The sequence below is a fragment of the Lysinibacillus sp. JNUCC 51 genome (genome assembly GCF_015999525.1).
GTDB lineage: Bacteria > Bacillota > Bacilli > Bacillales_A > Planococcaceae > Lysinibacillus > Lysinibacillus xylanilyticus.
On record NZ_CP065545.1, the window covers coordinates 4,433,554 to 4,460,016 of the forward strand.

At 35.9% G+C, this 26,463-nt stretch carries 21 protein-coding genes; 18 read left to right on the forward strand and 3 right to left on the reverse strand.

Translation table 11 applies throughout. The features are described 5' to 3' along the window. Positions 1-84 precede the first annotated feature (84 nt). The 9 genes from JNUCC51_RS21385 (at position 85) to JNUCC51_RS21425 (ending at position 12,167) form a co-directional block, all read left to right on the forward strand. Positions 85-261, forward strand: coding sequence for a hypothetical protein (locus tag JNUCC51_RS21385; RefSeq protein ID WP_337989664.1), 177 nt, complete (start codon positions 85-87; stop codon positions 259-261). Positions 262-379: 118 nt separating this feature from the next. Then, entirely contained in the window at positions 380-1,684 is a 1,305-nt protein-coding gene (locus tag JNUCC51_RS21390) for an APC family permease (RefSeq protein WP_337989665.1), read from the forward strand. Positions 1,685-1,696: 12 nt separating this feature from the next. Next, entirely contained in the window at positions 1,697-3,085 is a 1,389-nt protein-coding gene (locus JNUCC51_RS21395; RefSeq protein ID WP_337989666.1) for an APC family permease, read from the forward strand. A 77-nt stretch (positions 3,086-3,162) separates the two neighbouring features. Then, positions 3,163-4,416: an ArgE/DapE family deacylase gene (locus tag JNUCC51_RS21400; RefSeq protein WP_337989667.1), complete on the forward strand. Its 1,254-nt coding sequence runs from the start codon at positions 3,163-3,165 to the stop codon at positions 4,414-4,416. A 629-nt stretch (positions 4,417-5,045) separates the two neighbouring features. Beyond that, positions 5,046-6,356, forward strand: coding sequence for an aminotransferase family protein (locus JNUCC51_RS21405; protein ID WP_337989668.1), 1,311 nt, complete (start codon positions 5,046-5,048; stop codon positions 6,354-6,356). Positions 6,357-6,378: 22 nt separating this feature from the next. After that, entirely contained in the window at positions 6,379-7,800 is a 1,422-nt protein-coding gene (locus tag JNUCC51_RS21410) for an aldehyde dehydrogenase family protein (protein WP_443136963.1), read from the forward strand. A 26-nt stretch (positions 7,801-7,826) separates the two neighbouring features. Next, positions 7,827-8,972 carry an alanine dehydrogenase gene (gene ald / locus JNUCC51_RS21415; protein WP_337989669.1) on the forward strand — a complete coding sequence of 382 codons (1,146 nt, stop codon included), beginning with the start codon at positions 7,827-7,829 and terminating at the stop codon, positions 8,970-8,972. A 529-nt stretch (positions 8,973-9,501) separates the two neighbouring features. Beyond that, the gene (locus tag JNUCC51_RS21420; protein WP_337989670.1) at positions 9,502-10,773 is read left to right on the forward strand and encodes an MFS transporter; all 1,272 of its coding nucleotides are present in this window, start codon (positions 9,502-9,504) and stop codon (positions 10,771-10,773) included. Between the two features lie 635 nt (positions 10,774-11,408). Next, positions 11,409-12,167, forward strand: coding sequence for an IclR family transcriptional regulator (locus tag JNUCC51_RS21425; protein ID WP_337989671.1), 759 nt, complete (start codon positions 11,409-11,411; stop codon positions 12,165-12,167). A 123-nt stretch (positions 12,168-12,290) separates the two neighbouring features. Here the strand turns inward: JNUCC51_RS21425 and JNUCC51_RS21430 are convergent, their stop codons facing one another. Next, entirely contained in the window at positions 12,291-13,280 is a 990-nt protein-coding gene (locus JNUCC51_RS21430) for a 5-oxoprolinase subunit C family protein (RefSeq protein ID WP_337989672.1), read from the reverse strand. Next, positions 13,271-14,011, reverse strand: a complete 741-nt coding sequence (gene pxpB, locus JNUCC51_RS21435; protein WP_337989673.1) for a 5-oxoprolinase subunit PxpB — start codon at positions 14,009-14,011, stop codon at positions 13,271-13,273. The genes JNUCC51_RS21430 and pxpB overlap by 10 nt, the downstream gene beginning before the upstream one ends. A 276-nt stretch (positions 14,012-14,287) precedes the next feature. Between pxpB and JNUCC51_RS21440 the strand changes: the two genes are divergently transcribed. From JNUCC51_RS21440 to JNUCC51_RS21475, 8 genes are all read left to right on the forward strand, one after another. After that, positions 14,288-15,052 (forward strand): LamB/YcsF family protein, encoded by a 765-nt coding sequence (locus JNUCC51_RS21440; protein WP_337989674.1) that lies wholly within the window; start codon positions 14,288-14,290, stop codon positions 15,050-15,052. A gap of 40 nt (positions 15,053-15,092) precedes the next feature. Continuing rightward, positions 15,093-16,310, forward strand: a complete 1,218-nt coding sequence (locus JNUCC51_RS21445) for an NRAMP family divalent metal transporter (protein WP_337992276.1) — start codon at positions 15,093-15,095, stop codon at positions 16,308-16,310. Between the two features lie 65 nt (positions 16,311-16,375). Beyond that, complete coding sequence (locus JNUCC51_RS21450; protein ID WP_337989675.1) at positions 16,376-17,167, forward strand: putative hydro-lyase; 792 nt, start codon at positions 16,376-16,378, stop codon at positions 17,165-17,167. A 515-nt stretch (positions 17,168-17,682) separates the two neighbouring features. Continuing rightward, entirely contained in the window at positions 17,683-18,306 is a 624-nt protein-coding gene (locus JNUCC51_RS21455; RefSeq protein WP_337989676.1) for a DUF6241 domain-containing protein, read from the forward strand. A 222-nt stretch (positions 18,307-18,528) separates the two neighbouring features. Continuing rightward, positions 18,529-19,959: a MocR-like pyridoxine biosynthesis transcription factor PdxR gene (gene pdxR / locus JNUCC51_RS21460; protein ID WP_337989677.1), complete on the forward strand. Its 1,431-nt coding sequence runs from the start codon at positions 18,529-18,531 to the stop codon at positions 19,957-19,959. Positions 19,960-20,189: 230 nt separating this feature from the next. Then, the gene (locus JNUCC51_RS21465; RefSeq protein ID WP_337989678.1) at positions 20,190-20,636 is read left to right on the forward strand and encodes a YfmQ family protein; all 447 of its coding nucleotides are present in this window, start codon (positions 20,190-20,192) and stop codon (positions 20,634-20,636) included. 694 nt (positions 20,637-21,330) lie between these two features. After that, the gene (locus JNUCC51_RS21470; RefSeq protein ID WP_337989679.1) at positions 21,331-22,503 is read left to right on the forward strand and encodes a hypothetical protein; all 1,173 of its coding nucleotides are present in this window, start codon (positions 21,331-21,333) and stop codon (positions 22,501-22,503) included. 377 nt (positions 22,504-22,880) lie between these two features. Further along, positions 22,881-23,027: a YrzI family small protein gene (locus JNUCC51_RS21475; RefSeq protein WP_100543174.1), complete on the forward strand. Its 147-nt coding sequence runs from the start codon at positions 22,881-22,883 to the stop codon at positions 23,025-23,027. Positions 23,028-23,380: 353 nt separating this feature from the next. Here JNUCC51_RS21475 and pruA read toward each other — a convergent pair whose 3' ends face one another. Continuing rightward, the gene (gene pruA / locus JNUCC51_RS21480) at positions 23,381-24,925 is read right to left on the reverse strand and encodes an L-glutamate gamma-semialdehyde dehydrogenase (RefSeq protein WP_337989680.1); all 1,545 of its coding nucleotides are present in this window, start codon (positions 24,923-24,925) and stop codon (positions 23,381-23,383) included. Between the two features lie 179 nt (positions 24,926-25,104). Between pruA and JNUCC51_RS21485 the strand changes: the two genes are divergently transcribed. Beyond that, positions 25,105-26,439, forward strand: a complete 1,335-nt coding sequence (locus JNUCC51_RS21485; RefSeq protein ID WP_337989681.1) for an AAA-type ATPase lid domain-containing protein — start codon at positions 25,105-25,107, stop codon at positions 26,437-26,439. Positions 26,440-26,463 lie beyond the last annotated feature (24 nt).

Genomic DNA, 26,463 nt, shown 5'->3' on the forward strand with positions numbered 1-26,463 from the left:
TCATGCTGCTGACGCTACGTTAGCACTACGCTTTCGCGCAAAAAACATTTGTTGGCCCAAAGCCTCCGGCGGATGTCACGGAATTTGAAAGGAATGAATTGTGCGGGCACAATTCAAAATCCGGACGCATTGTTTATCTGCGCGAAAGCAAAGCGTCAGCGGCAAATGTTTTCTGTAGCGAAAGCAAAGCGACAGCTACAATTACGCCAAGGCGAAATTGATAGTGAATCAGTCTACTATCCTACTATTTTAGTTAATTAATCATTTTACCGGGAAGATTTTTTTATTACTATTCGAGGAGTGAACAAAAATAAAACATCCAGTTAATTTGTCTAGATCGCTTTCTTTAACGTCTGTTGTTGTTACTGGGATGGCCTTTATGGCTTTAACTACAGTGTTTAGCACATACGGTATAGCCTCTAAAATATCTCATGGTATGGTCGCTGGATCGTATGTAATTGCATTAATTGTGATGATGTTTACGGCTCATAGTTATGGTCAAATGGCAAAAGCGTACCCCATTGCGGGATCTGCCTATACCTATGCGCAAAAAGCTATTAATTCTCATGTTGGTTTCTTAGTGGGATGGGCAATTTTAATGGATTATCTCTTGATCCCAATGGTTAACTTTTTACTATTTGGTATTTTCTTCTCAGCTGCTATACCTGAAGTTCCACAGTCTGTTTGGATATTTACATTAATAGTTCTTGTGACGTTTGTAAATGTTAAAGGTGTAAAGTTAAGCGCAAATATCAACATGATTGTAATAGGCTTATCAGTATTATTTATACTTGCCTTTTGCATCTTATCAGTTAAATCAATAGTAACTGGAACCGGGACTGGCATTTTATTTAACCTTGATCCCTTTATTAATACCGAGGAGTCATTTAAGTATATAGTTGCTGGTGCTGCACTATTATGTTTCTCTTTCCTCGGTTTTGATGCAGTTTCTACTTTTTCAGAAGAAGTAAAAAATCCGGAGAAAAACATACCGCGTGCAATATCTTTAGTAACAATAATTGGTGGATTATGTTTTGTAGTCGTATCTTATTTTGCACATAATGTTTGGCCAGATTATACAAGTTTTAAAGATTCTGATTCTGCTTCCTATGAAATTGTTTTCCTAGTAGGCGGGAATGCCTTACAAGCAGCATTCCTAGCAAAAACTGCAGTGGTCGTATTTGGTTCCGCGTCCGCATCTCAAGCAAGTGCTGCACGTGTATTATACGCAATGGGAAGAGATGGACAATTACCTAAAAAATTTTTTGGAAAACTAAATAAAAGAACGAGAACCCCGGTTAACAACATTTTATTAATTGGTCTTTTATCATTATCTGCATTGTTTTTAAGTCTAACCTTTGTCGCGTCTTTCATTAACTTTGGTGCCCTACTTGCATTTACTGCTGTGAATCTATCCGTTGTTTTTTTATATTACGGTAAGCGAAAAGAACGCTCCTTAAAGGGGATTATCTTCTATCTGATTTTTCCATTGATCGGAGCGGTACTTACAACTTGTTTGCTTTTCAACCTAGATGTTTATTCGATTGCTCTTGGTAGTACTTGGTTAGGAATTGGTGTTATTTATTTATTATTTATGACAAAAGGTCTTAAGCATAAACCACCAGTGCTCAAAACAGATGAGATTGATTCGTTGCAGTTTAATGAAGCAGCTAAAAATATGTAAGGGGATGGATGAATGACAGATAACACTACGCTCAAAAGATCATTAGGTGTTTGGTCAATTGTTGCACTGGGATTAGGATATATGACGCCTACAGTGGTCTTTGATACGTTTGGAATTGTATCAAAATTAACAAATGGTGTAGTACCAATGGCGTATTTTGTCGCCTTGTTAGTAATGGTATTGACAGCGATTAGTTATGGAAAGATGGTACATGTATTCCCGGCTGCTGGTTCAGCCTATACTTACACCCGGGAAACAATGGGGTCTCACCTAGGATTCCTCGTAGGATGGGCATCGTTATTAGATTATTTATTATTACCTTTAGTTAATGCATTAATTATTCGAATATATATGGAATCTCTGTTTCCGAATGTACCTGTTTGGATTTGGGTTTTTGCTTATGTCATTGTTGTTACTGCAATTAATGCTTATAGTATGGAATCAACATCCGGCTTAAACTTTATACTTGTTGTTTTCACGATTTGTTTAATAAGTATCTTCTTAATACTTGCTTCTGTACAACTTTATCACGGTATGGGAAATGGTACTTTATTCACGATTCATCCACTATCACATGAAAATGTGAAATTAATAGCCGTTTTAACTGGGGCAACAGTAGTAGCTTTCTCGTTTATCGGTTTCGACGCAATAACAATGTATACGGAAGAAGCAAAGGATACATCAACAGTTCCTAGAGCAATCCTTCTAACTGTTTTAATCGGTGGGGGTATTTTCTTTATTGCTTCTTATTTTACACAAGCATTATTCCCGGATGTTTCTGTGTTCGAAAATGTAGATGATACATTGCCGGAAATAGGTTTATATGTAGGAGGGAGGTTTTTCCAACTACTTTTCATTGCAGGAGCTTTCGCTGCTACTGTAGCTTCAGGACTTGCATCTCATGCAAGTGCTTCTCGTTTACTGTTTGTTATGGGCAGAAATGGTGTACTTCCTAAAAAAACTTTCGGATACTTACACCCTAAATTTAGAACACCTGTTTTTACGATTGTTTTGACGGGAATCGTATCATTATTTGCAATAGGACCAAATTTAGAATTAATTGCTTCAGTCATTAACTTTGGGGCATTAATTGCATTCACATTCGTTAACCTATCTGTTATTGTTCATTTCTATATTCGTCAGAAAATGAGATCAGGCAGTGAAACCTTTAAGTACTTAATTATGCCTACTTTCGGAGCATTAGCTACTGGAATTCTTTGGTATCATTTACACGCTGATGCATTTATAGGTGGAATCGTTTGGCTTATAATCGGAATCATTTACATGCTGTTTATAACAAGATTCTTTAAAAAAGAACTTGGAAGCATGGACTCTATTGATGACTTGGAGTCATTAGATAAAGAGATTTTTAATGAAGATAAGATTAAAGTCTTGAATTAACTATTGAGAGGATGAGAATCTCTTAGATAATCTTCCTCTTTTTAATGACACAAGAAGTTAATAAAGGAGTGATTGCTTTGAAAGAAAAAATTCGACTGTATATAGAAGAAAATAAAGAAGAATTATTTAAAACAATTCAAGATGTCGTGCGTATAAAAAGCGTTGTTGGTAATGAACAAGAGATGCAACTATACATGAAAAAAAAATATGAAGAACTTAACTTGATTTTGCATGAGATTGAACCAAAATATGAGAAGGTTTCAGCTCATGAAGCGTTTATTGATTCTGGTATTCCGTTTAAAGACCGAAAAAATATTATCGGAATACATAAAGGTGTATCCAATGGTAAGTCATTAACGATTCATGGGCATGTAGATGTTGTTTCTCCAGAACCATATTCAAACTGGACGATGGACCCATGGAGTGGAGATATTATTGGAAATAAGTTATACGGTCGAGGCTCTGCCGATATGAAAGCAGGACTTATATCAAATTGGTTCGCATTGAAAACATTAATTGATTTAGGTTATCCAATTGCAGGAGATGTTCAGCTACATTCAGTAATAGAAGAAGAAGCTGGTGGTGGAGGCGGAGCTTTAGCATGTTTGGAGGAAGGCTTCGTAACAGATGGGTACATTTCGACAGAGCCACATAATTTGAATATGACAATAAGTCATGGGGGGATTATGTATTTCCGAGTGTACGTAAAGGGAAGAACAGCGCATGCTGGTTTAGCGCATGAAGGCGTAAATGCTATTTCAAAAATGATGAAAATCCTTAGTGCGCTGGATGAATTAAGTGAATGGCGTGCTAAAAATGTTAAGTTTGATTTATTTGAAAAGGGGTCTGGACAGTCCGTTCACTTAAACTTAGGTGTACTAAAAGCTGGTGACTGGGTATCGACGGTTCCAGGGGAAGCGATCCTCGAAGGAAGAATTGGTTTTATACCAGGGGAAACTCGCGAAGAAATTAAGCAACTAGTACAAGACACGATTATGAAATCTGTCTTAGGAGATGAGTGGATGGATAAAAATCCACCTGTAATAGAGTGGTTTGGATGGTCAACGGAGCCATGGTACCAAGATCCTGAGAACCCTTTTGTAAAATTATTCATGGAAAATGCAGAAGATGTTATGGGACATAAAGTAATGATGGTTGGAAGAGCTGGAGGAAATGATGCACGATTTACTCAGTATTATGGAAATCAAGGATTGTGCTTTGGGCCAATTGGAGAAAATATGCATGGACCAGATGAATGTGTTCATTTAGATAGCGTAGTAGAAGTAACTAATGTTTTGGCAAATTATATTATTAAGTGGTGCGAGAGTTAATCATCGTTAACTTTTGGGAAAATCCATTTCAAACTAATATAGTATCTCTCATAATTCTTCTAGCTTGGGTAACTGAATAATTAGGAATGTTATGGAAAAAAGGGGGTAGGCTTAATGCAATTGGTATTAGATTTAAAACAAAATCTAGCATTAAAAATGACACAAGAAATGCAACAATCTTTGCAATTTCTATAAATGTCGTCTTTTGAATCGCATGACTATTTATCTTTATTCAGCAGAAAACTCCCACCTCTATAGGTGGAGAATGAATGCGATTTTGGTACCTTTTCAGTGGGTGTCCAAACACCTACTGAAATAGAGGAACTCAGTCTAAGAACGCCACGTCCTGTGGCAACGACTGAGTGACCAACATCGTGTTGGCCTAAAGCCTCCGGCGGATGTCACGGATTTTCAAAGGAATGAATATAAGGATGTTAGCCTAAAACCTTCGCATCCTGCGAAAACGGCTAACTGACCTGCGTCGGTGCTGCTGTCGCTACGCTTTCGCGCAAAAAACATCTGCAGGCCTGAGCACAATTCAAAATCCGGACGCAATTACGCCAAGGCGAAATTGATTAATAATTGTGAGTGTATTGTTTAAAAACATTTAAAAGAGAGGATGTATTTTTATGAAAAGAAATTATTCTGTTGAAGAACTTAAAGTGTTAGACCAAAAGCATTTTTTACACCCTACTTCACCAGTAAAGACGGAAAATGGACCTTCATTTATTTTTACAGAAGGAAAAGGTGTTTATCTGTATGATATTACAGGTAAAAAAGTTATTGATGGTATGTCTTCGCTTTGGAATGTGAATATCGGACATGGTAGAACAGAACTTGGTGAAGTAGCGAAGGAACAAATGGATAAATTAGCCTTCAGTTCTTGTTTTGCAACGTTTAGTAATGAGCCTGCTATTCTATTAGCAAAAAAGTTAGCAGAATTAGCACCTGGTGATTTAAATACTACATTTTTTACGTCCGGGGGTTCCGAATCCAATGATAGCGCCTATAAATTGGCTCGTCATTATTGGATATTAAAAGGGGAAACTTCTCGAAAAAAAATTATTTCAAGATCGAGATCTTATCATGGGGTGGCAATCGGTGCTACAAGTGCGACGGGTTTAAAAGGATTTCGTGATTTTACAAATTCTAATGCACCGGATTTTCTATTCGTAGATCATTTCTCCATACAAGCTTTACGTGATTTGATTGAAACTGAAGGTCCAGAAACAATTGCTGCTTTCATCACCGAGCCAGTACAAGGTGCAGGTGGGGTGCATATTGCACCGGATAATTATTTCAAAGAAATTCGTGAAATTTGCAATGAGTATGGCATTTTGATGATAACTGATGAAGTTATCACAGGATTTGGTAGGACGGGTAAGTTCTTTGCGATGGAACATTTTAATGTGGTACCGGATATGATGTGCTTTGCAAAAGGTGTTACTAGTGGATATGCACAATTAGGTGGTGTAATGATCTCAGAGAAAATACACCAAGAATTTTCTGAGTTATCAGAAGGAACTATATTGCATGGATACACTTATAGTGGTCATCCAATGGCCTGTGCTGTTGGGTTGAAAAACATTGAAATTATAGAGAAAGATAATTTAGTAGCAAATGCAGAAATTCGTGGTCAAGAGCTATTAGCAGGGTTAAAAGTATTACAAGCGAAGTATCCATTTATTGTAGATGCAAGAGGTTTAGGTTTAATGGCAGGTATAGAAATCTCTTATGAAGGAAGACTCCTCGCTCCGCAAATAGTGACAGAGGCAGCAAAGTTGGGATTAATATGTCGCTCTGTTGTACTAGATGCTCAAGATATTGTTGTATTTTCACCACCATTATCAATAAGCCAAAAGGAGTTAAGAGATTTATTAGATATTCTAGAAAAAGCAATTCAAGAAGTAGAGAATCAGATATTGGCAAATAAGTTGTAATACGGAAGGTGAGGTAATTATAATGAGGAAAAATTTATTTATCAATGGGGATTGGGTGGAAGCAGCAGAGTATACAGAATTATGCTCTCCATATAGTAGCGAGGTCATTGCAGAAATACCGAAGGCAAATGTTGAGGAAGTAGAAGCGGCTTTAGTAGCTGCCGATGCTGCACGTAAAACGATAGCAAATATGCCTTTTTATAAGCGTGCGATTATTCTTGAAAAATTAGCTTCTTTATTAGAAGCACGTGCTGAAGAAGCAGCAGAGCTAATAGCACTAGAAGCTGCCAAGCCTATTACAACCGCCAAAGCTGAAGTTCAGCGTACAATTCAAACGTATAAATTTGCTGCTGAAGAAGCAAAGCGAATACACGGAGAAACAATTCCTGTGGATGCTGCTCCCGGTGGAGACGGGCGCATTGCCTATACGGTTCGTGAACCATTAGGCATCGTGGCAGCTATTACACCTTTTAATTTCCCAATGAATCTAGTAGCTCATAAAGTAGGGCCAGCAATAGCATCAGGTAACACGGTTGTATTAAAACCTGCAAGTCAAACACCATTAACTGCCTATTTTATTGGTGAATTATTAGTAGAGGCAGGATTACCGAAGGGTGCGTTAAACATCGTTACTGGTGCAGGTTCTTTAATTGGTAACAAATTAGTCACGGATAATCGTGTGAAAAAGATTTCTTTTACAGGTAGCCCTGCTGTTGGTATTGGCATACGCAATCAAGCAGGTCTTAAGAAAGTAACGCTTGAATTGGGTTCTAATGCGGCTGTTATTATCGATGAAAATGTTAATATTGATAAATTAATTCCACGTGTCGTTTCCGGTGCATTTGCATTCCAAGGGCAGATATGTATTTCAGTTCAACGAATCTATGTTCACGAAAAAATGTATGATTTGTTTGTAGATAAATTTGTAGCAGCTACAAAAGAATTGAAACTTGGTGATCCCCTAGATCCTACAACGGATGTTTCAGCCTTAATTAGTCCACAAGATGTAAAACGAACATTAAGTTGGATTGAAGAAGCAAAGGGGCAAGGGGCAATTATTGCAACTGGTGGAGAATCTGAAGGGAATATCTTACAACCTACCGTACTATTAAATGTAAAACCGGAGCAGAAGGTTTCATGTCAGGAGGTATTCGCACCAATCGTATCTATTATGAAGTTTACATCTATTCAAGAGGCATTTGATCAAGTAAATGACTCCAAATATGGTTTGCAAGCTGGTATTTATACAGATAATATCCATGTTGCTTTACAGGCAACGCAAAAACTCCATGTAGGTGGTGTCATTATAAATGATATTCCTACATTCCGTTTAGATCATCTACCATATGGTGGTGTAAAGGAAAGTGGAATGGGAAGAGAAGGGCTGAAGTATGCAATTGAGGAAATGACAGAAATGAAACTTGTAGTTATAAACCAAAACTAATAAAAAAATAGGTAGGAGGAAATATAATGATAATTGGTGTACCTAAAGAAATAAAAAATAATGAAAATCGAGTAGGAATTACTCCAGCAGGTGTTGTGGCTTACAAAAAAGGTGGTCATGAAGTAATAATTGAATCGAGTGCAGGGATAGGTAGTGGATTTACCGACCAAGATTATTTAGATGTAGGCGCTCAAATTACTAAATCGACTAAGGAAGCTTGGGATGTTGATATGGTGATTAAAGTGAAGGAGCCGATTCAGGAGGAGTACAAATATTTTAAAGAGAATCTAATTCTCTACACATACTTACATTTAGCTCCAGAGCCAGAATTAACGAAAGCTTTGCTTGAAAGTAAAGTTATTGGAATTGCTTATGAAACAATTCAATTAGATTCAGGTGCCTTACCATTGTTAACGCCAATGAGTGAAGTTGCAGGCCGAATGTCTGTACAAATTGGTGCACAGTTTTTAGAAAATTCCAAAGGAGGAAAAGGAGTTCTCTTAGGTGGTATTCCTGGTGTTGCACCTGGAAATGTAGTGATTATAGGTGCTGGAGTTGTCGGGACGAATGCTGCGAAAATGGCAGTAGGATTAGGTGCAAACGTAACAATTTTAGACGTTAATATTACACGCTTAAGTCAAATAGATGATATGTTCCAAGGACGTGTTCGTACACTTGCATCAAATACCTACAATATCGCTGAAGCAGTGAAAACAGCAGATTTGTTAATTGGTGCTGTGCTAATTCCAGGCTCACGTGCACCACAATTAGTTTCAAAAGAGATGATTCAAACGATGGAAAAGGGGTCTGTTGTAGTGGATGTAGCGGTAGATCAAGGGGGTTCTATTGAAACAATTGATCGAATTACTACTCATAGTCATCCTACTTATGAAGTATACGGTGTTGTTCATTACGCAGTTGCGAATATGCCAGGTGCTTGCGCGCGGACTTCAACAATGGGCTTGTCAAATGTAACTGTTCCATACGGTTTGCAAATTGCTAATAAAGGCTATCGCCAAGCTTCTTTAGATAATCCTGTTTTAGCGAAGGGGATAAACGTAGTAAATGGAAAAATAGTATATAAAGCGGTAGCTGATGCACATGGATTACCATATACGGATCTACAAGTAGAATTAGCAGCAGATTCAACTTCGGCGTTAGCAGTTAAATAGAATAAGAGAAATAATGTTATTTGAAATGAAAAGAAGGTGAAAATTGGTAGGGAACGTAATCTACCAAGCTTTCTCCTTCTTTTCTATTTTTAAATTTCTACCTATTAATATAGTGGTAAATAGATATTAAAATTAGCCTCTTGGTGGATAAGTTGGATAAGGGTTGTTTCCATAACTATCTTTTTCACGGTTTCGACCTTTTTTATTGTGTACAAGCAATTCAGATTTTACTGAATGGACCGCCCCTCTATTTCTTATTTTTCATTTATCAAACAAATGCTATACAATCGGGCTACTTTTCAGTTTTATTATCATAACTACTAATATTTTAATAATTTGTTGTGTCAATTCATTTGTCTGAATATATTGTTGCTTCGATATATAGACATTTTGCAACGCCTCATCCAACCAATAGATTAAAAAGCATTTTCAACTAAATTCAAATCATTAAGCTACTTTAAAAAACAGGTTTTTAACGTTACCTATAATTCATATATATATATAGTAAAAACTAATAGGAGTAGAAATATTGGACAAACAAAATAGCAGATATAGATGGGTTGTATTTGTTTCTGTATTATTTACTTATTTGTTAATGGCGAGTCAGCGTACCGCCCCAGGACTGATTACAGACCAATTGATGCGAGATTTTAATGTAACAGCATCAACGATTGGGTTATTGACGAGTATACAATTTTTTGTCTACACGAGTTTGCAAATTCCGATGGGGATTTTAGCGGATCGATATGGGCCAAATTTTTTTCTAATTATTGGAGCTACTCTTACAGGTTTAGGGACAATTGTTTATAGTATGGGTACACATGAATTTGTCCTGTTTTTTGCCAGAATACTAACTGGGGTAGGGGATGCGACCATATGGGTTAACATGGTGCTAATTTTGGCTCAATGGTTTCATACAAAGGAATTTGTTCGATTAATTGGCCTAGCGGGCATGACGGGAAGTCTTGGTTTCTTATTGGCGACAGTACCTTACTCCACGTGGATACTTTTATTTGGTTGGAGGGTAACATTTTTCTCAGTAGGACTACTCTTATGTTTATGTGGCATTCTCCTTTATTTTGTACTTGTAAAAAAAACGAAACAAATATTTGGGGATGTGCAAGTAGTTGATACAGTAAAAGTGCAACGTGAAAAAACATCAGTTTTACTACGAAGAATATTTTCAAACCCGCAAGCATGGGCTCTATTCTTCTGTCATTTTGGGGTAGTCGGCGGTTATGTAGGGTTTATCAGTTCGTGGGCTGTACCATATGGGATGAATATGTATGAAATGACTCGTTCAGATGCCAGCCAGCTGATTATGATCGGTCTTATCGGTGCACTTATTGGAGCACCACTAGCTAGTTGGATTTCAAGTCGGTTAGAAACAATAAAAAAACCGTATATTGTCGTTCATATCATTGTTTTATTAGGGTGGTTTTCTTTCCTTTTATGTAATGGTTATCCTTCCTTTTTCTTTCTAATTATTATTTTCTTTATCATAGGCTTTGGATATGGGGCAAGTGCATTAACCTTTGCAGCTGTACGTCAATCTTTTAAACTTGAAGAATCAGGAATTGTTTCAGGGATTGCGAATACGGGTGGCTTTCTAAGTGCTGTATTGCTACCTATCATTTTTGGATATATATTAGATCATTTTCAATCAACTTCAGGAAATCAATTTGATGGATATTACTATGGTTTCATCACGCCAGTTATCTTCTCCATCGGTGGTTTGATTGGAGTGATTTTATTAAAGGAAAAACGTCAGAGTGTAGGACAAAAAAGAAAATCCGCATGAGGGATTCAAAATAACAATAACAATAACAAGCAGGGGTAAAGAGCATGGAAGGAAAGCAACCATTCTTTGCTCCTGTTTTTTATTCCTTTACTAACCTGATTTACAGGGTATAGGCTATCACAGTTGTGGATGACATTTGTTAAACGTATACCTTGTATATAAGTTGATTGGAGTGGAGGCTGGGCGACTCCTTGGGGATTAGCGATAGAGGAACGAAGGCTAAAAGCATCACATCCTGTGATAACGCCTTCGTGACCAACATCGGTGCTGTTGCTGCTGCCGCTTCGCTTTCGCGCAGATAAACCCCTTTTGCTGTCGCTACGTTGCACTACGCTTTCGCACAGAATGAACCCCTTTTGCTGCCGCTACGTTAGCACTACGCTTTCGCGCAAAAAAAATCTGTTGGCCCGAGACCCTGCAGCGAAGCGGCTCATCGGACGCCCCCAGGAAGCTCTGCTCTGCGCGAAAGCGAAGCGTCAGCGATAAAAGCGCCCAGCCGGAACGGAAAACAATCACACGTTTTGGTGAAGAGCCAGGGTATATAAAAATAGTAAGATGTTAGGTATAATTATTATAGAAGAAAAGAAAAATTATGATTAGATTAAATCTAGTATAGAAGGGGGAGAAAACTTAAATTGACAAATAATAATAAAACGGTTATCCGTTCAATGGATATTTTAAATTTATTTATCGATCATACTGAACTGTCATTTCAAGAAGTAATTGAGTTATCAGGAATCCCTAAAACCTCTGCTTTCCGCATGTTGAAATCTTTCGAGGAAATGGAATTTTTAGAAAAGGGAACTGATGCAAAATATAGATTAGGTATTCTCTTCCTTAAATTTGGACATTTAGTATCAACGCGCCTAGATGTGCGAAAAATTGCAGAACCAATTATGAACAAGTTACATAATGATGTAAAAGAAGCGATTAATTTAATCGTTCGTGATGGTGACGATGCTGTTTATATCGAGAAAATAGATACGAAGCAAAAAGTTCGACTCTACACTGCAATTGGTAGAAAAAGTCCTCTTTATGCAGGGGCATGCCCTCGTGCTGTATTATCCTTTTTACCGGATGCAGACATCAAGGAATATCTCGAATCGGTAGAACTTAAATCATTTGCAATGGGGACGATTACTGAAAAGGAAAGGCTTTTTGAAACGATTATGCAGGCTAGAGAACTTGGTTATACAATCAGTCATTCAGAATTAGAAGATTATACATCTGCTGTTGCAGCACCGATTTACGATCATAAAGGAGACGTCGTTGCAGCAATGAGTATTGCGGGACTAGAAAGCAATTATCGAGGGGAAAATGTTGAAATCTTCGTCGATAAACTTAAGAAGGCTACCGCAGAGATTTCAAAACAATTGGGGTATGTACAGCTTTAAAAAATGGGTAGTCTCAAAAGTCTTTTGAGATTACCCATTTTGTGCTGGAATTGCTAATTTTTAAAAAATACTACTATTTAAATAATCGAATTTAGGATGATTGATAGCCTCTACTTAAAGTTGCTATCCCCTTTTTAAACGGAGCCCAAATGCTAATTCTTTTAGTTTTCTTTCTTGCTGAATTAATGCCAATTGAGCTTCTTCTAGAGTGACCTCTTTAAAATAGACTCGACCATTTGCTTGCATTTGTGCTAATGATGGTAAATCTGCAGAAATCACTTGAGCTATTTTAGGATAACCACCAGTTGTTTGACGATCTGCCATTAAAATAATAGGTTTCCCATTGGAGGGCACTTGAATCGTTCCAAATGTAACCCCTTCGGATAATAATTCAAATGGCTCTTTTAATTGTATTGCCTCTCCTTCTAATCGATAGCCCATTCGATCTGAGTGTGTTGTGATGGCGTAAGGCGTTGAAAGGAATGTTTTTAAACTTTCCTCGTCGAAATGATGATATTCAGAGCCTCTTATGAAGCGGATTGTTTGTGTTTTTTTAAATGTAACAAAGGATGTGTAATCAGCTGACCAAGAAAGGTGAGTTGGTTCTTTATTTAATTGTTTAAAAAGATCCTCTCCTAACTCTGATCGTCTATCTAATTCAAAGACATCATTCTTCAGCAATTTTCTTCCTTGAAATCCTCCAATTCCAGCGCGTATGTAAGTACTTTTACTGCTCATCACTTTGGGCACTTGAATTCCGCTGCTAAACGATACGTAGGCGCGACAACCACTAATCGCAGTATTAAATTTTAAAACCGATCCTTTTTGAATTAAAAGTGGTCGCCACATTGGTGCTTCTTTTCCGTCTATTGTAGGTTGTAAATTGCCACCTGTAATTGCGATTAGTTCATCCGTTTCAAATAAAAGGGTTGTTCCATAAAGTGTAACCTCAAGAGCGCCTTCTCCTTCCGAATTTCCAACAAGTAAATTCGCAATTCGTAAGGAAATTGAATCCATTGCTCCTCCGACGATAACACCAAACTTTTGTAGCCCATATCTTCCTAGGTCTTGAATGGTTGCCAGCATACCTGGCTGTAATACCTTTATGCCCATGTTTCCATCTCCCAATCACTTTTATATTCTTCCAACGAAATTGGTACAAACTGAATTCGATCACCTGGTTGTAATAAGGTTGGAGGAGATTGTTCAGGTAGAAACAAACGAGAAGGTGTCCGTCCAATGATTTGCCATCCACCTGGAGTTTCTAATGGGTAAATCCCTGTTTGATTACCCGCAATTCCAACAGATCCCGGAGTAATCGATAACCGTGGAGTTTCTTTACGAGGTGTTGCAATTTGTCTGTCCATTCCTCCCATAAACGGAAAACCTGGAGCAAAACCTATCATGTATACAAGATATTCTACAGAAGAGTGAATTTTAATGACTTCATTAGGTGTTAAACCATGATAAGAGGCTACAAATTCCAAATCTGGTCCCATTTCACCACCATATACTACAGGAATTTTTACTACACGTTCCTTCGTTGTTTCAACTATGTGAGATTGTTTCATTAAAGAAAGAATTGTCGCTTTCACCTTTTCGTAAGGCATTTCGCCTCCTTTTTCTATATTTGAAAAGTATACTTCAATTGGATTGTAATAAACTGTCACATTATTATAGGCAGGCACAACCTCGATGAATCCTTCAAATGGATTTCTCTCTAATAAATTCAATATATTTTTAACTTTGTTGTGAATTGCCTCACTGATTCCTTCACCTACATGTATGACTAGCGCAGAATCGCTCAAAGGTCTTATCTGTACATTCTCTTTTAAGTTCACCATATAAACCATCTCCTGAAGTTTCGTAATTCGGTATGTAAGTTCTAAATAACGGATTATTTTTATTATATTTATACAATAAACAAAAACAAGTCTAATTTAAATGAAAATTTGAAAAAAAATATTCTTTCTCAAAATTTTAAATTTGCACTTTTCAGCAATAATAAAATATGTTAAGATTTTTTTAAATTTCAAAACTTAAGTTCCGAATATCGGTACAAGACATTTGTAAACGTATTCATTATTAGTACTTTAGTGGGAAGAAAACGGGGGAAGAAGATGTTTCGAGTTGATTTAAACTGTGATTTAGGGGAAAGTTTTGGTCGTTATCGACTTGGAGAGCAAGAAGAAATCTTAAAATATGTAACCTCTGCAAATATTGCTTGTGGATTCCATGCTGGAGATCCAACAGTCATGCGAGAGACAGTTAAACTAGCCATTGCTAATGGTGTGAAAATCGGAGCACATCCAGGATTACCGGATTTAAATGGCTTTGGACGACGTGAGATGAACATCACACCACAAGAAGCCTATGATATGGTTATTTATCAAGTTGGAGCATTGCAAGGTTTTCTAACGACTTACAATGAAACTATGCAGCATGTTAAGCCACATGGAGCACTTTATAATATGGCTGCTAAAAATCCAGCTATTGCTGAAGCAATCGCACAAGCCATTTATGATATTTCACCTTCACTTGTGTTATTTGGTCTATCAGGTAGTGAATTAACAAAAGCCGGAGAAAAAGTAGGGCTTCAAACAGCCCATGAAGTGTTTGCAGATCGTACCTATCAAAAGGATGGCTCTTTAACATCTCGTAAACAACCTAATGCAATGATTACCGATAAGGAACAAGCTGTGAATCAGGTTGTGAGAATGGTGAAAGAGGGAATTGTGCTGTCACAACAGCAAATCGATATCCCATTACAGGCAAATACTATTTGTATTCATGGGGACGGGGAACATGCTGTAGAGTTTGCAAAATATATTCATTCAAAATTATCAGAACATCAAATATCAGTACGTTCAATCAAGGAGGGGTAAACCAATGGGTGCAAAAATAACGGAAGTTAGTGAAGTAGGAATCGAGCAAGAGAAAAAAGGTAAATTTGTTAAGAAAACAGCTAGTAAAAGTGTGTTAATAGGAGCTGCCTTTTTAATGGCTACCTCATCTATCGGACCAGGTTTTTTAACACAAACGACAGTATTTACACAGCAATTAGCGGCTAGCTTTGGATTTGTTATTTTAATTTCATTGATTCTAGATATTGTCGCACAGGTAAACGTTTGGCGAATCATTGCTGTTTCTGGCTTGCGAGGGCAAGAAATTGCCAATAAGGTGTTACCTGGATTAGGTGTTCTCCTTGCAATTATGATTGTTATAGGTGGTTTAGCATTCAATATTGGTAACGTAGCTGGAGCTGGATTAGGGTTAAATGCAATGCTTGGCATAGATCCAATTATGGGTGCCATTGTAAGCGCACTTTTTGCAATTTTCATATTTATCTATAAAGAAGCAGGGAAGGCAATGGACAAGGTTGCGCAAATTGCTGGCGGTGTCATGATTCTACTCATGCTATTCGTTGCTTTTAAAACTTCACCACCAGTAGGAGAAGCGATTGTGAACACCGTTTGGCCTAAAGAAATTAGCTGGTTTGCGATTGTAACTTTGGTTGGTGGATCAGTTGGAGGTTACATTACTTTTGCTGGTGGTCACCGACTTTTGGACGCTGGCATCAAAGGACAAGAATCTTTGCCAGAAGTAACAAAAAGCTCTGTGACAGGGATTTTGATTACTGGCGTAATGCGTATTGCTTTATTTTTAGCGGTTCTTGGTGTTGTTTCAAAAGGTTTAGTTATTGATCCTGCCAATCCACCTGCATCTGTTTTCCAACTAGCTGCCGGTAATATTGGTTATCGCATGTTTGGTATGATTATGTGGGCTGCAGCGATTACTTCTGTTGTAGGTGCAGCTTATACATCCGTTTCGTTTATTCGTTCATTCCATCCTAACATTGAGAAATATCATAATTGGGTGATTATAGCATTTATCGTCATTTCAACAACAACTTTTGCCTTGGTTGGAAAGCCTGTTAATGTGTTAATTTTGGTAGGTGCATTAAATGCACTGATTTTACCATTATCACTTGGCATCATGTTAGTCGCTGCACACAAAAAAGAAATTGTTGGTACATATAAGCATCCACGTTGGTTAACTGTAACTGGAGCAATTGTAGTTGTTATTATGGGATATCTCAGCATTAATACATTTATTGAAGAAATTCCAAAAATCTTTAGTTAATCTAACATCCAACCATCCATGAGCATCTTTTCATGGGTGGTTAATTTATAAGGAGTGAATTGATAATGACAACATATAGTGCTTTAGAGCCGAATGAAATCCGTAAACTTATTCGCAATCAGGAAATTTCTGGACCAACTTCTGGCATGTCGATTGGGTTTACTCAAGCAAATTTAGTGATTTTGAAGAAGGAACATGCCTTTGACTTTCTACTATTCTGTCAGCGAAATCCAAAGCCATGCCCATTATTAGACGTGACTGAACCTGGATCATTTATACCTTCAAAAATTGCTAAAAATGCAGATATTCGCAAGGACATTCCAAAATATCGTATTTATCGGGATGGTATTTTAACTGAAGAAGTATTAGATATTACAGATTATTGGGAAGAGGATATGGTAGGTTTTTTAATAGGGTGTAGCTTTACATTTGAAACACCTCTTCTTGAAGCAGGTATTCCAATAAGACATATTCAAGAAAACTGTAATGTACCAATGTATAAAACAAATATCGCGTGTGAAAAAGCAGGTGTGTTTGAAGGACCAACTGTTGTCAGTATGCGCCCTATGACACCAGAGGATGCGATTCGTGCAATCCAAATTACTTCGCGTTTTCCAAATGTACACGGTGCACCAATTCATATTGGTAGTCCGGAACAAATAGGTATTACGGATATTTCAAAACCAGATTTCGGTGATGCTGTGTCCATCAAGCCAGGGGAAATACCAGTGTTTTGGGCTTGTGGCGTTACCCCTCAGGCAGTAGCAATGGAAAGTAAACCTTCTATTATAATTACCCATGCACCGGGTCATATGCTAATCACTGATATAAAGGAAACAAGTTTGAGCATACTTTAAGGTATGTTCAAAGACATCTATTTATTTTCTTCATAATTAAACGTCAAGAGGTTGGGACAAAACCAATTTCTGAAATCTAAAAAGCTGGTGAAATTTTACGATTAGTAAAGTTTCACCAGCTTGAATTTTTTTCAAAAGCTCCACGGTGTCGTTCAATTCATGGATCTAGAGGGTAAAGAAATACGTGTCCTGACAAGTTTAATAGATATCACTGCTGAAGAAATTGCCAACATGTATAAGTCTCGTTGGGCAAATAGAAAGTTTTTTCCGTTGGATTAAACCAAACTTGAACGTGCATGTTCTATTGGGACGACTAAAAATGCCGTATTCAATCAAAACTGTTCGCAGCACTTATTGCCTATGCTTGTTTGAAATTTCTTCATACATAGGAATTAAGAAAAATAACACAAAACCCCTATCATTCGCAGGTTTCACACGCCTGTTTTTTTTGCTGATGTTTACAGAGAAAAGTATATATGGTAATTTTGTGGTAATATTAATAAAGGTGGTAAAAAATGAAGCGGATTCATGTTTTAGGTATCGTTGTTTTAACAGCATTATTGAGTGTTAGTGGTACGTATTTGATTATGAAAAAGAACTATGACAATGAAACTTTTAAAAATGTCGAGAGCGAATTAGATAGCAGTCAATCTATTTCAAAAGAAAATGATAAGAAAGAGTTCGAATCAACAGTGGATACGAGTGGTCTGGGTTGGGAAAACACTACTTATTCCAAGAGGATTGATGAATGGAAAAGTGGAGATGAACCCTTCGTTGGCAATCTAGTAGAAGAAGTGCTTCAAGAGATGGCGCACCAAAAGATTATAGCTGAAAGTAAAGAAAGTTCTATTATGATTACGCCAGAAAGAATCAACATTTTATTACAGATGGTAGAAGAAAACAAAGATAAATATGAAGGTCGTGCAACTGATAAACATGCACCTTATGAAACGTACTTAGATATATTAAATCGTTGGAAAAAGGGTGATTTTTCAACAGTTAATGATGACCATAATTTTTTGATGATTATGCAAGGTGGGAAATCGCCAGAAGGTTTAGCGACAGGTATTGCTACAAAAGAGCAAGAGCAAGATTATATATTCCGAGTTTTTGGTATTCCAGTAAAAAAGCAGAATTAATTTCTGCTTTTTTTCTATGAAAAAGGAGTTTATTTAACGCTCATTGTAACATTGGTTATAAAATAGAAAATACGGATTGATTTTTTTAGTGGATGCCTAAAATAACAATAAGGTGGATGGTTAATTACAATTAAAATAATATTAATATATAATTTTTTATTAGGAGTAACATTACAATAAGAAGAAAGTGCAAGTTTGAAGGAATTAATGAGGTGAGTATAGTTGGATTGGAAACCTGATAGAAAAGCGAAAAAAGCTATCTATAAACAACTCGCAGAATATATTGAAAAGGGAATTGCAGATGGTACATTTCCAGCTGATAAACCATTGCCATCAGAGAGATATTTAGCTAGTACTTTAAATTTAAATAGAAGTACTGTCGTTAATGCATATGACGAATTAGAATCGATCGGGCTAATTGAAAGAAATAGAGGTAGTGGTACTACCATTAGTAAAGATATATGGGGTTTAACAAAAAAACGGATTCCTAGCTGGAATAGGTATATTGAGGCGGGTTCTTTTTTACCGAGTCAACCTGTAACGCAAAAAATAAGAAAAGAAGCAGTTGAACATAAATTAATAAATTTAGCTTCCGGTGAATTGTCAGAAGAACTTTTCCCAAAAAGATTTTTAAGCGAGATAACTTCAACACGTTCTTATATTGGAAGCCTAGGATACGATCATCCACAGGGGAATGAAATCCTTAGAAATACAATTACAAAACACGTAAAAAAAAGTCGGGGAATCGAAACTAATCCTTCTTCAATACTTATAACATCAGGAGCGCAACAAGCATTACATTTAATTGTACAATGTTTGTTAAAGCCTGGAGATGCAATAGCAATAGAAGATCCTTCTTATAATTATAATCTTCCAATTTTCAAATCGGTAGGTATACAAGTACATTATTTACCTGTCGATAAGGATGGAATGAACCCAGAAGATTTGCAGTCATTATATAAAAAACACCGAATTAAAATGATTTTTTTAAATCCATACTTTCAAAATCCAACGGGCTCCTTATTAAATAGAAAGAAAAAAGAAGCGATTTTAGACATTTCCTCAAAGTTTGGAATTCCGGTGGTAGAAGATGATCCTTATAGTTTAACAGCCTTTTCAGGAGAGAAAATCTCTACCCTTAAATCAATGGATAGGAATGGAAACGTATTATACATTAGTTCCTTGTCCAAAATTGTTGCATCAGGATTAAGAATAGGGTGGATTATTGGCCCAACATCGGTTATTGAAAGATTATCTGATGCGAAACAACAAATCGACTTCGGTCATTCTAGCTATACACAATGGATAGCGCATGATTTTTTAGAATCAGAAAATTTTCATATTCATATAAAAAGTTTAATTAAGGAATTAGAAAAAAGGAGAGATAGAATTATAAAAAGCCTTGATACTTATTTAAAAGATCTGGTGGAATATTCTATTCCTCAAGGTGGTATTCATATATGGTGTAAAATACTAAAAAAATATAATGAAATTCAATTGCTTGAAGAATCCATTAAAAGAGGCGTCATTTATGCTCCTGGTTCTACACTGGGATCCAAAGATGGTTTTGTTCGTTTTACTTTCGCAAAGGAAGATGAAGATTCGATAGATGAAGGAATCAAAAGGTTTGCAGAAGCTCTTAATAGTATATAGACAATTGGATGGCTAAATATATTTATTTCTAAGACAATTGGATGGCTAAATATATTTATTTCTAAGATAAATGGATGGTCAAAAAAGCATCCAAGTGGATGGTTATAAAAAATATAAATCCCTTATTATAGAGAGGTGGATGATAAAATATCGATATAACTAAATTACTATTTTTTTTTGAAACAATGTGCAATGTAGGTAATAAAAATTTTTGAAAGAGTTGGTATGGTATGACAACAGGTTTGATTATTACGCTAGTGATTGGAACTATTATTAAATTGTTAATGAGCCCTCCCAGTATAGCTGTGGCATGGGGAGTAAGTAAATTTGAACTTCATAAAAAACTTGATTCGAAAGATGTAACGGTAACTTTTAATGGAAATAATTTAGAAGAGGAAGAAAAAAATAGATTTACAGACTATTTTAATAAAGCTTCATTTTTGAAAAAACATTATATATTTCCAGGTAATGAAAAATTATTTTTACAGCCAGAGACTAATGTTACTCCATTTATCATGAACGTAAAAAGAGGCAAAAAAGATGTTAATTTCTTTGTTTTTAGTTACGACAATCACGTTGATGTAGTCAAGAAGTACAAGGAGAAGGTTGTTTCCTATAGTATTAGTTCTGAGCATCTACAAAGTTTCACTGTTTTAACTACAAATGCAAACCATTGAAAAAAGGTTTTCGAAAAATTAGGGATTCGGTCGAGGCTTCGGTCTCTGACGTAGAATCCCTCTTTTATTACCCTGAAAATTACGTGATTTTAGGACCGCAATTATCTTCCAATTAAATTGAATGGAAGATTTTTTTATGACCAAAAAGTCGGAATTATATTGCTACTCATCACGTTAGCTAAATGTCGATTCCGGATGCAATTATGTGGAGGCATAATTGATATGAATTTTTCGCAAGTTGTGTTTTTCTTTTTTTAAGGCTGTTTTCTCAAAGATTGTTGCTTCTGGTTTGTCTATCTTATTTAACTAAAGCACGCTGTTAGTTTAAGTACATTCCTTCACAAGAAAGTCAGTTTTTTTGTTTATTTTTTAAATCATTTATTTTAATAACACCATAATAAACAATCCAATGATAGTTTCTTTTTGTACTTCGTTGGAATTTAATTCATATATGTAAGATAATTCGCTATATTTATTTTCTTGCTTAACCTCCTCCCTAATTAGACGAGCCTTATGGTAATACGGTTTGAAAAAAATTAGTTAAAAAAATGAAAGAAGAAGAGATAGTATTTGAACTGAACATATTACTCAGAAAAAATTAATAAATTTAGAAACAAAACGAACCTTTATTTTGGTAATTCGTCTAAATATTGGAGATACTGAGCTCCGAAACAAATAAAAGGGAGATAATATTATGAAAAAAACTAGTAAAAAATCTTGGATAATTGCTTCAGCACTAACAATAGGAATGGCTGTTCTTACACCCCTTCAAGCAGGAGCTACTTCAGTAGAACCAACAAATGGTGTTACTGTTCAAATCGAACAACAAATTACAGGAACGATTAAAAAATTTAACGGAGTCGGTGTTGGGATAAAGGGTATAGATGGTAAAAACTACTACATCAGTTTCTCTAAATTTTCTGACGAGCAAGTGAAACAAATGAGAAAGATCATAGTAGTAGGACAGGAAATAACAGTTGAAGGTGGAGTAGTCGAAGATTACGCAGACTTCTACACTTTCGAAGATTATAAAAAGGAATTGCCTAAAAATATACCAAATGAAGAGTTAACAAAATTAGAAAAAATGTTTAGTGAAGTGAAGAAGCTAGAAAAAGAAGCTTCAAAAACGAAAGATATGAAAGAATCTGAAAAGAAATATGAGGAATTTTTTAAACTTCAGGAAGAAATGTTTCAAATCACGAAGCCATATATTTTAGCTAGTTGGCAGCCTCAACCATTTAATGAGTTTCTAGAATACTACTACGAATTTAGTGAAAATAATATAGTTATTGCAGAAAATGATAAAAAAAAGCTTAAAGATATTTATGAGGAATGGGTAAAGCTTAGAAAAGATGGTCAAGAGGAAAAGTCTGAAGAGAAAATGAAAGAATTTAAGAAAGTACTTCGACCATATCTTGATGAACTTAATCCACCTGAAACGTTTGAAAAATACATCGAAGGTGTTAATTTAGAAAAAATCTCAACAGAAGATTTAGCAAAACTAAAAGCTATTTACGAAGATAGTCAAAAAGCAGAAAGAGATGAAAATTATGAATTGTATAACAAACTATCGATGGAGTTTTATGACATCATTAGTCAATTCATAATACCTCCAACGTTTGAAGAATATATGTCAGAATATATGTCGCTACGTTATGAAATCAAAGTTAATAAAGCAGATAGCAAGAAATTGAAACAGCTATATGAAGAAATCTTAAAGCTAGATAAAAAAGAAGATTCAACAAAGATTGATGAAAAATGGGAAGCGTTTCACAATATTTTAGAGCCATATTTTGAAGCAAATAAAGAAATTCTGATTTCTGCTTCTAAATTAACAATTAATGGTCAAGAATACCTACCGCGATAACAGCCATATTTATAAGGTATAACAAATTGCCGGTTTATCTATGCCGTTTACACAATCAGGAAATCTTGGTAAAAGATGTTTAAAAACAACTTAAAGATGGATATACTTACAAAGTAAACAAAAAATTCTTAAGGAGGTCGAATGAAATGATCGTTATCGTTAAATTGATGTCATTGGTAGTTACAACTTCAGTAAAAATGAAAATCACACATTCGACCAGATCGGAATGGATCGCTTAAGGTTTTTTTTGTAATTAAGCATACCCATACCGCAGGGAGAAGTGTGCCCCTGCGGTATTTTTGTGCCTTTTTTCACCGTAGAGGAGTCTCTCTACGGTTTTTTTCATTTTTCATGGTAATTTAAGGAGGTGATAATAAATGATATTAAACATTTTTGATCTCACAATAACTATTTCAAAACGTGAGATCTCTCTTGAGAAAGCACTTCATAATGAAAATGCGAAAAAAATCTTTGAAGAGAACCGAAGAAAAGTAGAAAATTATATTCGTATTCGTCAATATTAATTTTGTTAATTAAAAAACATGAAAGGTGGGAATTGAAATGATTTATATGATCAAAAGACGCCAAGCAGTTTTATGGCTGGAGAAAGACACAACCTAGCTACCAGTCTCAAAATTCACATAATACTCTTCCGCTATCCTGCACCGTTAGTTGAATAACAACAATCATTTCGAAAACAGTCTTTTTTAAAGAGACAAATGACATGTGCCGTATATGCCAAATTGGGTTGACGTCTATAGGTATTCTTGTAGTTTAGAGTTTGTTTCAATATAAAACCCGAAGCTTTATCGCTTCGGGTTTAATGTTAATCTATCTAAATAAACAAGTCTTTATTTCAGTTATAAATTTCTATGTTTTAGAAAAACTCAGAAGTTGTTTTTGCTTGCATGTGAAGTTGTAGATAGTCTGGACCACCTGCTTTTGAATCAGTACCTGACATATTGAAGCCGCCGAATGGTTGGTAACCTACGATTGCACCAGTACAGCCGCGGTTGAAGTATAAGTTACCTACATGGAAATCTTCACGTGCTTTTTCTTGGTTCATACGATTATTTGTAATAACCGCACCTGTTAAACCGTATTCAGTATCGTTTGCAATATCAATTGCTTGATCGAAATCTTTAGCTTTTGTAATAGCTACAACTGGTCCAAAGATTTCTTCTTTCATAATACGCGCAGAAGGCTCTACGTCTGCAAATACTGTTGGTTGAATGAAGTAACCAACTGAATCATCAGCTGTACCACCTGCAACAAGGCGACCTTCTCCTTTACCAATTTCAATGTACTCTGTCACTTTATTGAATGCCGCTTGGTCAATAACTGTTGCCATGTAATTGTTGAAGTCCGATGGATCACCAACTGTTAACTTGTTAGTAAGCTCAATTACACGATTAACAACTGTGTCATATACATCTTCAACAATAACAGCACGAGAACATGCTGAACATTTTTGACCTGAGAAGCCAAATGCTGATTTTACGATAGATTGTGCTGCAAGCTCTAGATCTGCTTCTTTATCAACAACGATTGTATCTTTACCGCCCATTTCAGCGATAACACGTTTAATCCAAATTTGACCGTCATTTAATACAGATGCACGTTGGTTAATACGTAAACCTACATCACGAGATCCAGTGAAGCTGATGAAGCGTGTTTTTGGATGATCAACTAAGTAGTCACCTACTTCAGCACCTGATCCTGGTACAAAGTTCACAGCACCTGCTGGAAGACCTGCTTGCTCTAACACTTCGATAAACTTATAAGCAACTACAGGTGTTGTTGAAGCTGGTTTTAATAATACAGTGTTACCCGTTACTAAAGCTGCAACCGTTGTCCCTGCCATAATAGCGAATGGGAAGTTCCATGGTGAAATAACAATACCAATTCCTAGTGGAATATAGTCATAACGGTTATATTCACCAGGACGGCTTTCAACAGGTTGACCGTTTTTGATACGTAACATTTGACGACCATAGTATTCTAAGAAATCAATTGCTTCTGCAGTATCTGCATCAGCTTCAGCCCACGGTTTACCTGCTTCTTTTGTTAAAAGTGCAGAGAATTCGTGTTTACGACGACGGATAATTGCCGCTGCTTTGAATAGTACGTCTGCACGAATAGCTGGGTCTACTTTTTTCCAAGTTTTGAATGTTTCGTCTGCAGCCTGCATTGCTTTTTCAGCTAGTTCTTTGTTTGCTTTTGATACGCGGCCAATTACTTCTGTTTTCTTTGCCGGATTATATGAAACGATTTTATCTTCTGTAGTAATACGTTCTCCACCGATGATTAATGGGTAGTCTTGACCTAAATAGCCCTCTACTTTATTTAATGCTTCTAAATATGCGTTGTAATTAGCCTCTTGAGTAAAATCTGTGAATGGTTCGTGTTTGTATGTAATCATATTATTTCCTCCTGTGAACTATAGTGCCAAATGATTATGCACTATTTGGAATATTATTAATTCTATAATGCAATATAGCTTGGCATTAATCAACAATAATTTTCGCAATTTTTTAATTTTCGTGTTTACCTTTCATACATAATGATAAAATAGGGGGTAGGAGTACACAGGAGGACAAGATGGAAAATCATATTTTATTAAATATTTATAAATACGTTATTGAAAAAGGGGATATGGGCATTTGTGTTGTAGATACAGAGGGCAAATTGCTAATCTATAATAAAAAAATGCGAGAATTAGAAGGTGTGAATGAAGATGAATTCGAGAAGAGGCGAGCACTCGAAATTATCGATTTTGAAACGGAGAAAAGTGATATTTATAAAGTTTTAAGCTCTGAATCACCAATCCCCAATGTGAAAAAAACGTATTGGAATAAAAAAAATCAAGAAGTCACCTATATTAGTAATATTTATCCATTGCACTATGAGGGAGCTTTAATAGGGGCTGTGGAATTTGCACGAGATATTACACAGCTTGAATATATGATGTACCAACCATTAAGAAGGTATGGTGCTCCGCTGACCTTTGATATTATTACCGCAGTATCAGAAGTGATGCGAGATGTTATTGAAAAAGCAAAAATTGTGTCATTGAGTCGAATGCCCGTTGTGTTAGTAGGGGAATCGGGTACAGGTATTGATATGATTGCTGAGGGAATTCATCATGATTTAAGGGTGCAAAACGATCTGTTTATTACATTGATTTGCCGCAGAGATGAAAACACCATTTTAAAGCAATTTGAAAAAAACATTGCTGGAAAAGAAAATATTACGTTTTTCGCTGAACGGATTGAGTATTTATCCATAGCGGCGCAAAAAAAAATTGTAGAATTGTTTAACAATCATTCGAATCATCAGCATATGCTAATTGCTAGTGTGGGCAAAGACCCGATTGATTTAATTCAAGAACAAATGTTATCTAAGGAATTATATCGATTGTTTTCAGGGATTACGATTTATGTACCCCCATTACGAGAGAGAAAAGAAGATATCATGCCGTTTATTGATGATTACTTCCAGCGCCATCGTGATAGCTTTGGCTCATCCATTCAGGGGTTATCAGAAGAAGTCGAAGAGATCTTTTTGAAATATGATTGGCCAGGGAATTTAAAGGAGTTAGAAGTGTTACTTGATGAAATTTCGTCCCTTTTGACTAATGAAACTGTAGTAGATTTACATATGTTACCAGCTTATTTTAGATGGAAAATCCAGCAGATTTATGATGATGGGATGGAAGAGAATGCGGATTTATTTATTATTAAAAATCCAAATGATATTCGACCACTTGATGTCTACATGAAAGAGGTGGAAGAGTATTATATTTCCAAAGCATTAGATTTTCACCAAGGGAATATCTCGAAAACTGCGGCTACATTAGGCATACGTCGACAAAGTTTACAGTATCGTGTTAAAAACTATAAACTCAATAAAAAAAGCGAAAACATTGATTCATGATGTTTTCGCTTTTTCATTGAGTTC

Bases quoted from the DNA above. Each gene is read 5' to 3' on its own strand.
- JNUCC51_RS21410 (WP_443136963.1), top strand. From the start codon at position 6,379: ATGAGGAAAAATTTATTTATCAATGGGGATTGGGTGGAAGCAGCAGAG.
- JNUCC51_RS21395 (WP_337989666.1), top strand. From the start codon at position 1,697: ATGACAGATAACACTACGCTCAAAAGATCATTAGGTGTTTGGTCAATT.
- JNUCC51_RS21440 (WP_337989674.1), top strand. From the start codon at position 14,288: ATGTTTCGAGTTGATTTAAACTGTGATTTAGGGGAAAGTTTTGGTCGT.
- JNUCC51_RS21430 (WP_337989672.1), bottom strand. From the start codon at position 13,280: ATGGGCATAAAGGTATTACAGCCAGGTATGCTGGCAACCATTCAAGAC.
- JNUCC51_RS21405 (WP_337989668.1), top strand. From the start codon at position 5,046: ATGAAAAGAAATTATTCTGTTGAAGAACTTAAAGTGTTAGACCAAAAG.
- JNUCC51_RS21465 (WP_337989678.1), top strand. From the start codon at position 20,190: ATGACAACAGGTTTGATTATTACGCTAGTGATTGGAACTATTATTAAA.
- pruA (WP_337989680.1), bottom strand. From the start codon at position 24,925: ATGATTACATACAAACACGAACCATTCACAGATTTTACTCAAGAGGCT.
- JNUCC51_RS21455 (WP_337989676.1), top strand. From the start codon at position 17,683: ATGAAGCGGATTCATGTTTTAGGTATCGTTGTTTTAACAGCATTATTG.
- JNUCC51_RS21485 (WP_337989681.1), top strand. From the start codon at position 25,105: ATGGAAAATCATATTTTATTAAATATTTATAAATACGTTATTGAAAAA.
- JNUCC51_RS21390 (WP_337989665.1), top strand. From the start codon at position 380: ATGGCTTTAACTACAGTGTTTAGCACATACGGTATAGCCTCTAAAATA.
- ald (WP_337989669.1), top strand. From the start codon at position 7,827: ATGATAATTGGTGTACCTAAAGAAATAAAAAATAATGAAAATCGAGTA.
- JNUCC51_RS21475 (WP_100543174.1), top strand. From the start codon at position 22,881: ATGATATTAAACATTTTTGATCTCACAATAACTATTTCAAAACGTGAG.
- JNUCC51_RS21450 (WP_337989675.1), top strand. From the start codon at position 16,376: ATGACAACATATAGTGCTTTAGAGCCGAATGAAATCCGTAAACTTATT.
- pxpB (WP_337989673.1), bottom strand. From the start codon at position 14,011: ATGGTGAACTTAAAAGAGAATGTACAGATAAGACCTTTGAGCGATTCT.
- JNUCC51_RS21470 (WP_337989679.1), top strand. From the start codon at position 21,331: ATGAAAAAAACTAGTAAAAAATCTTGGATAATTGCTTCAGCACTAACA.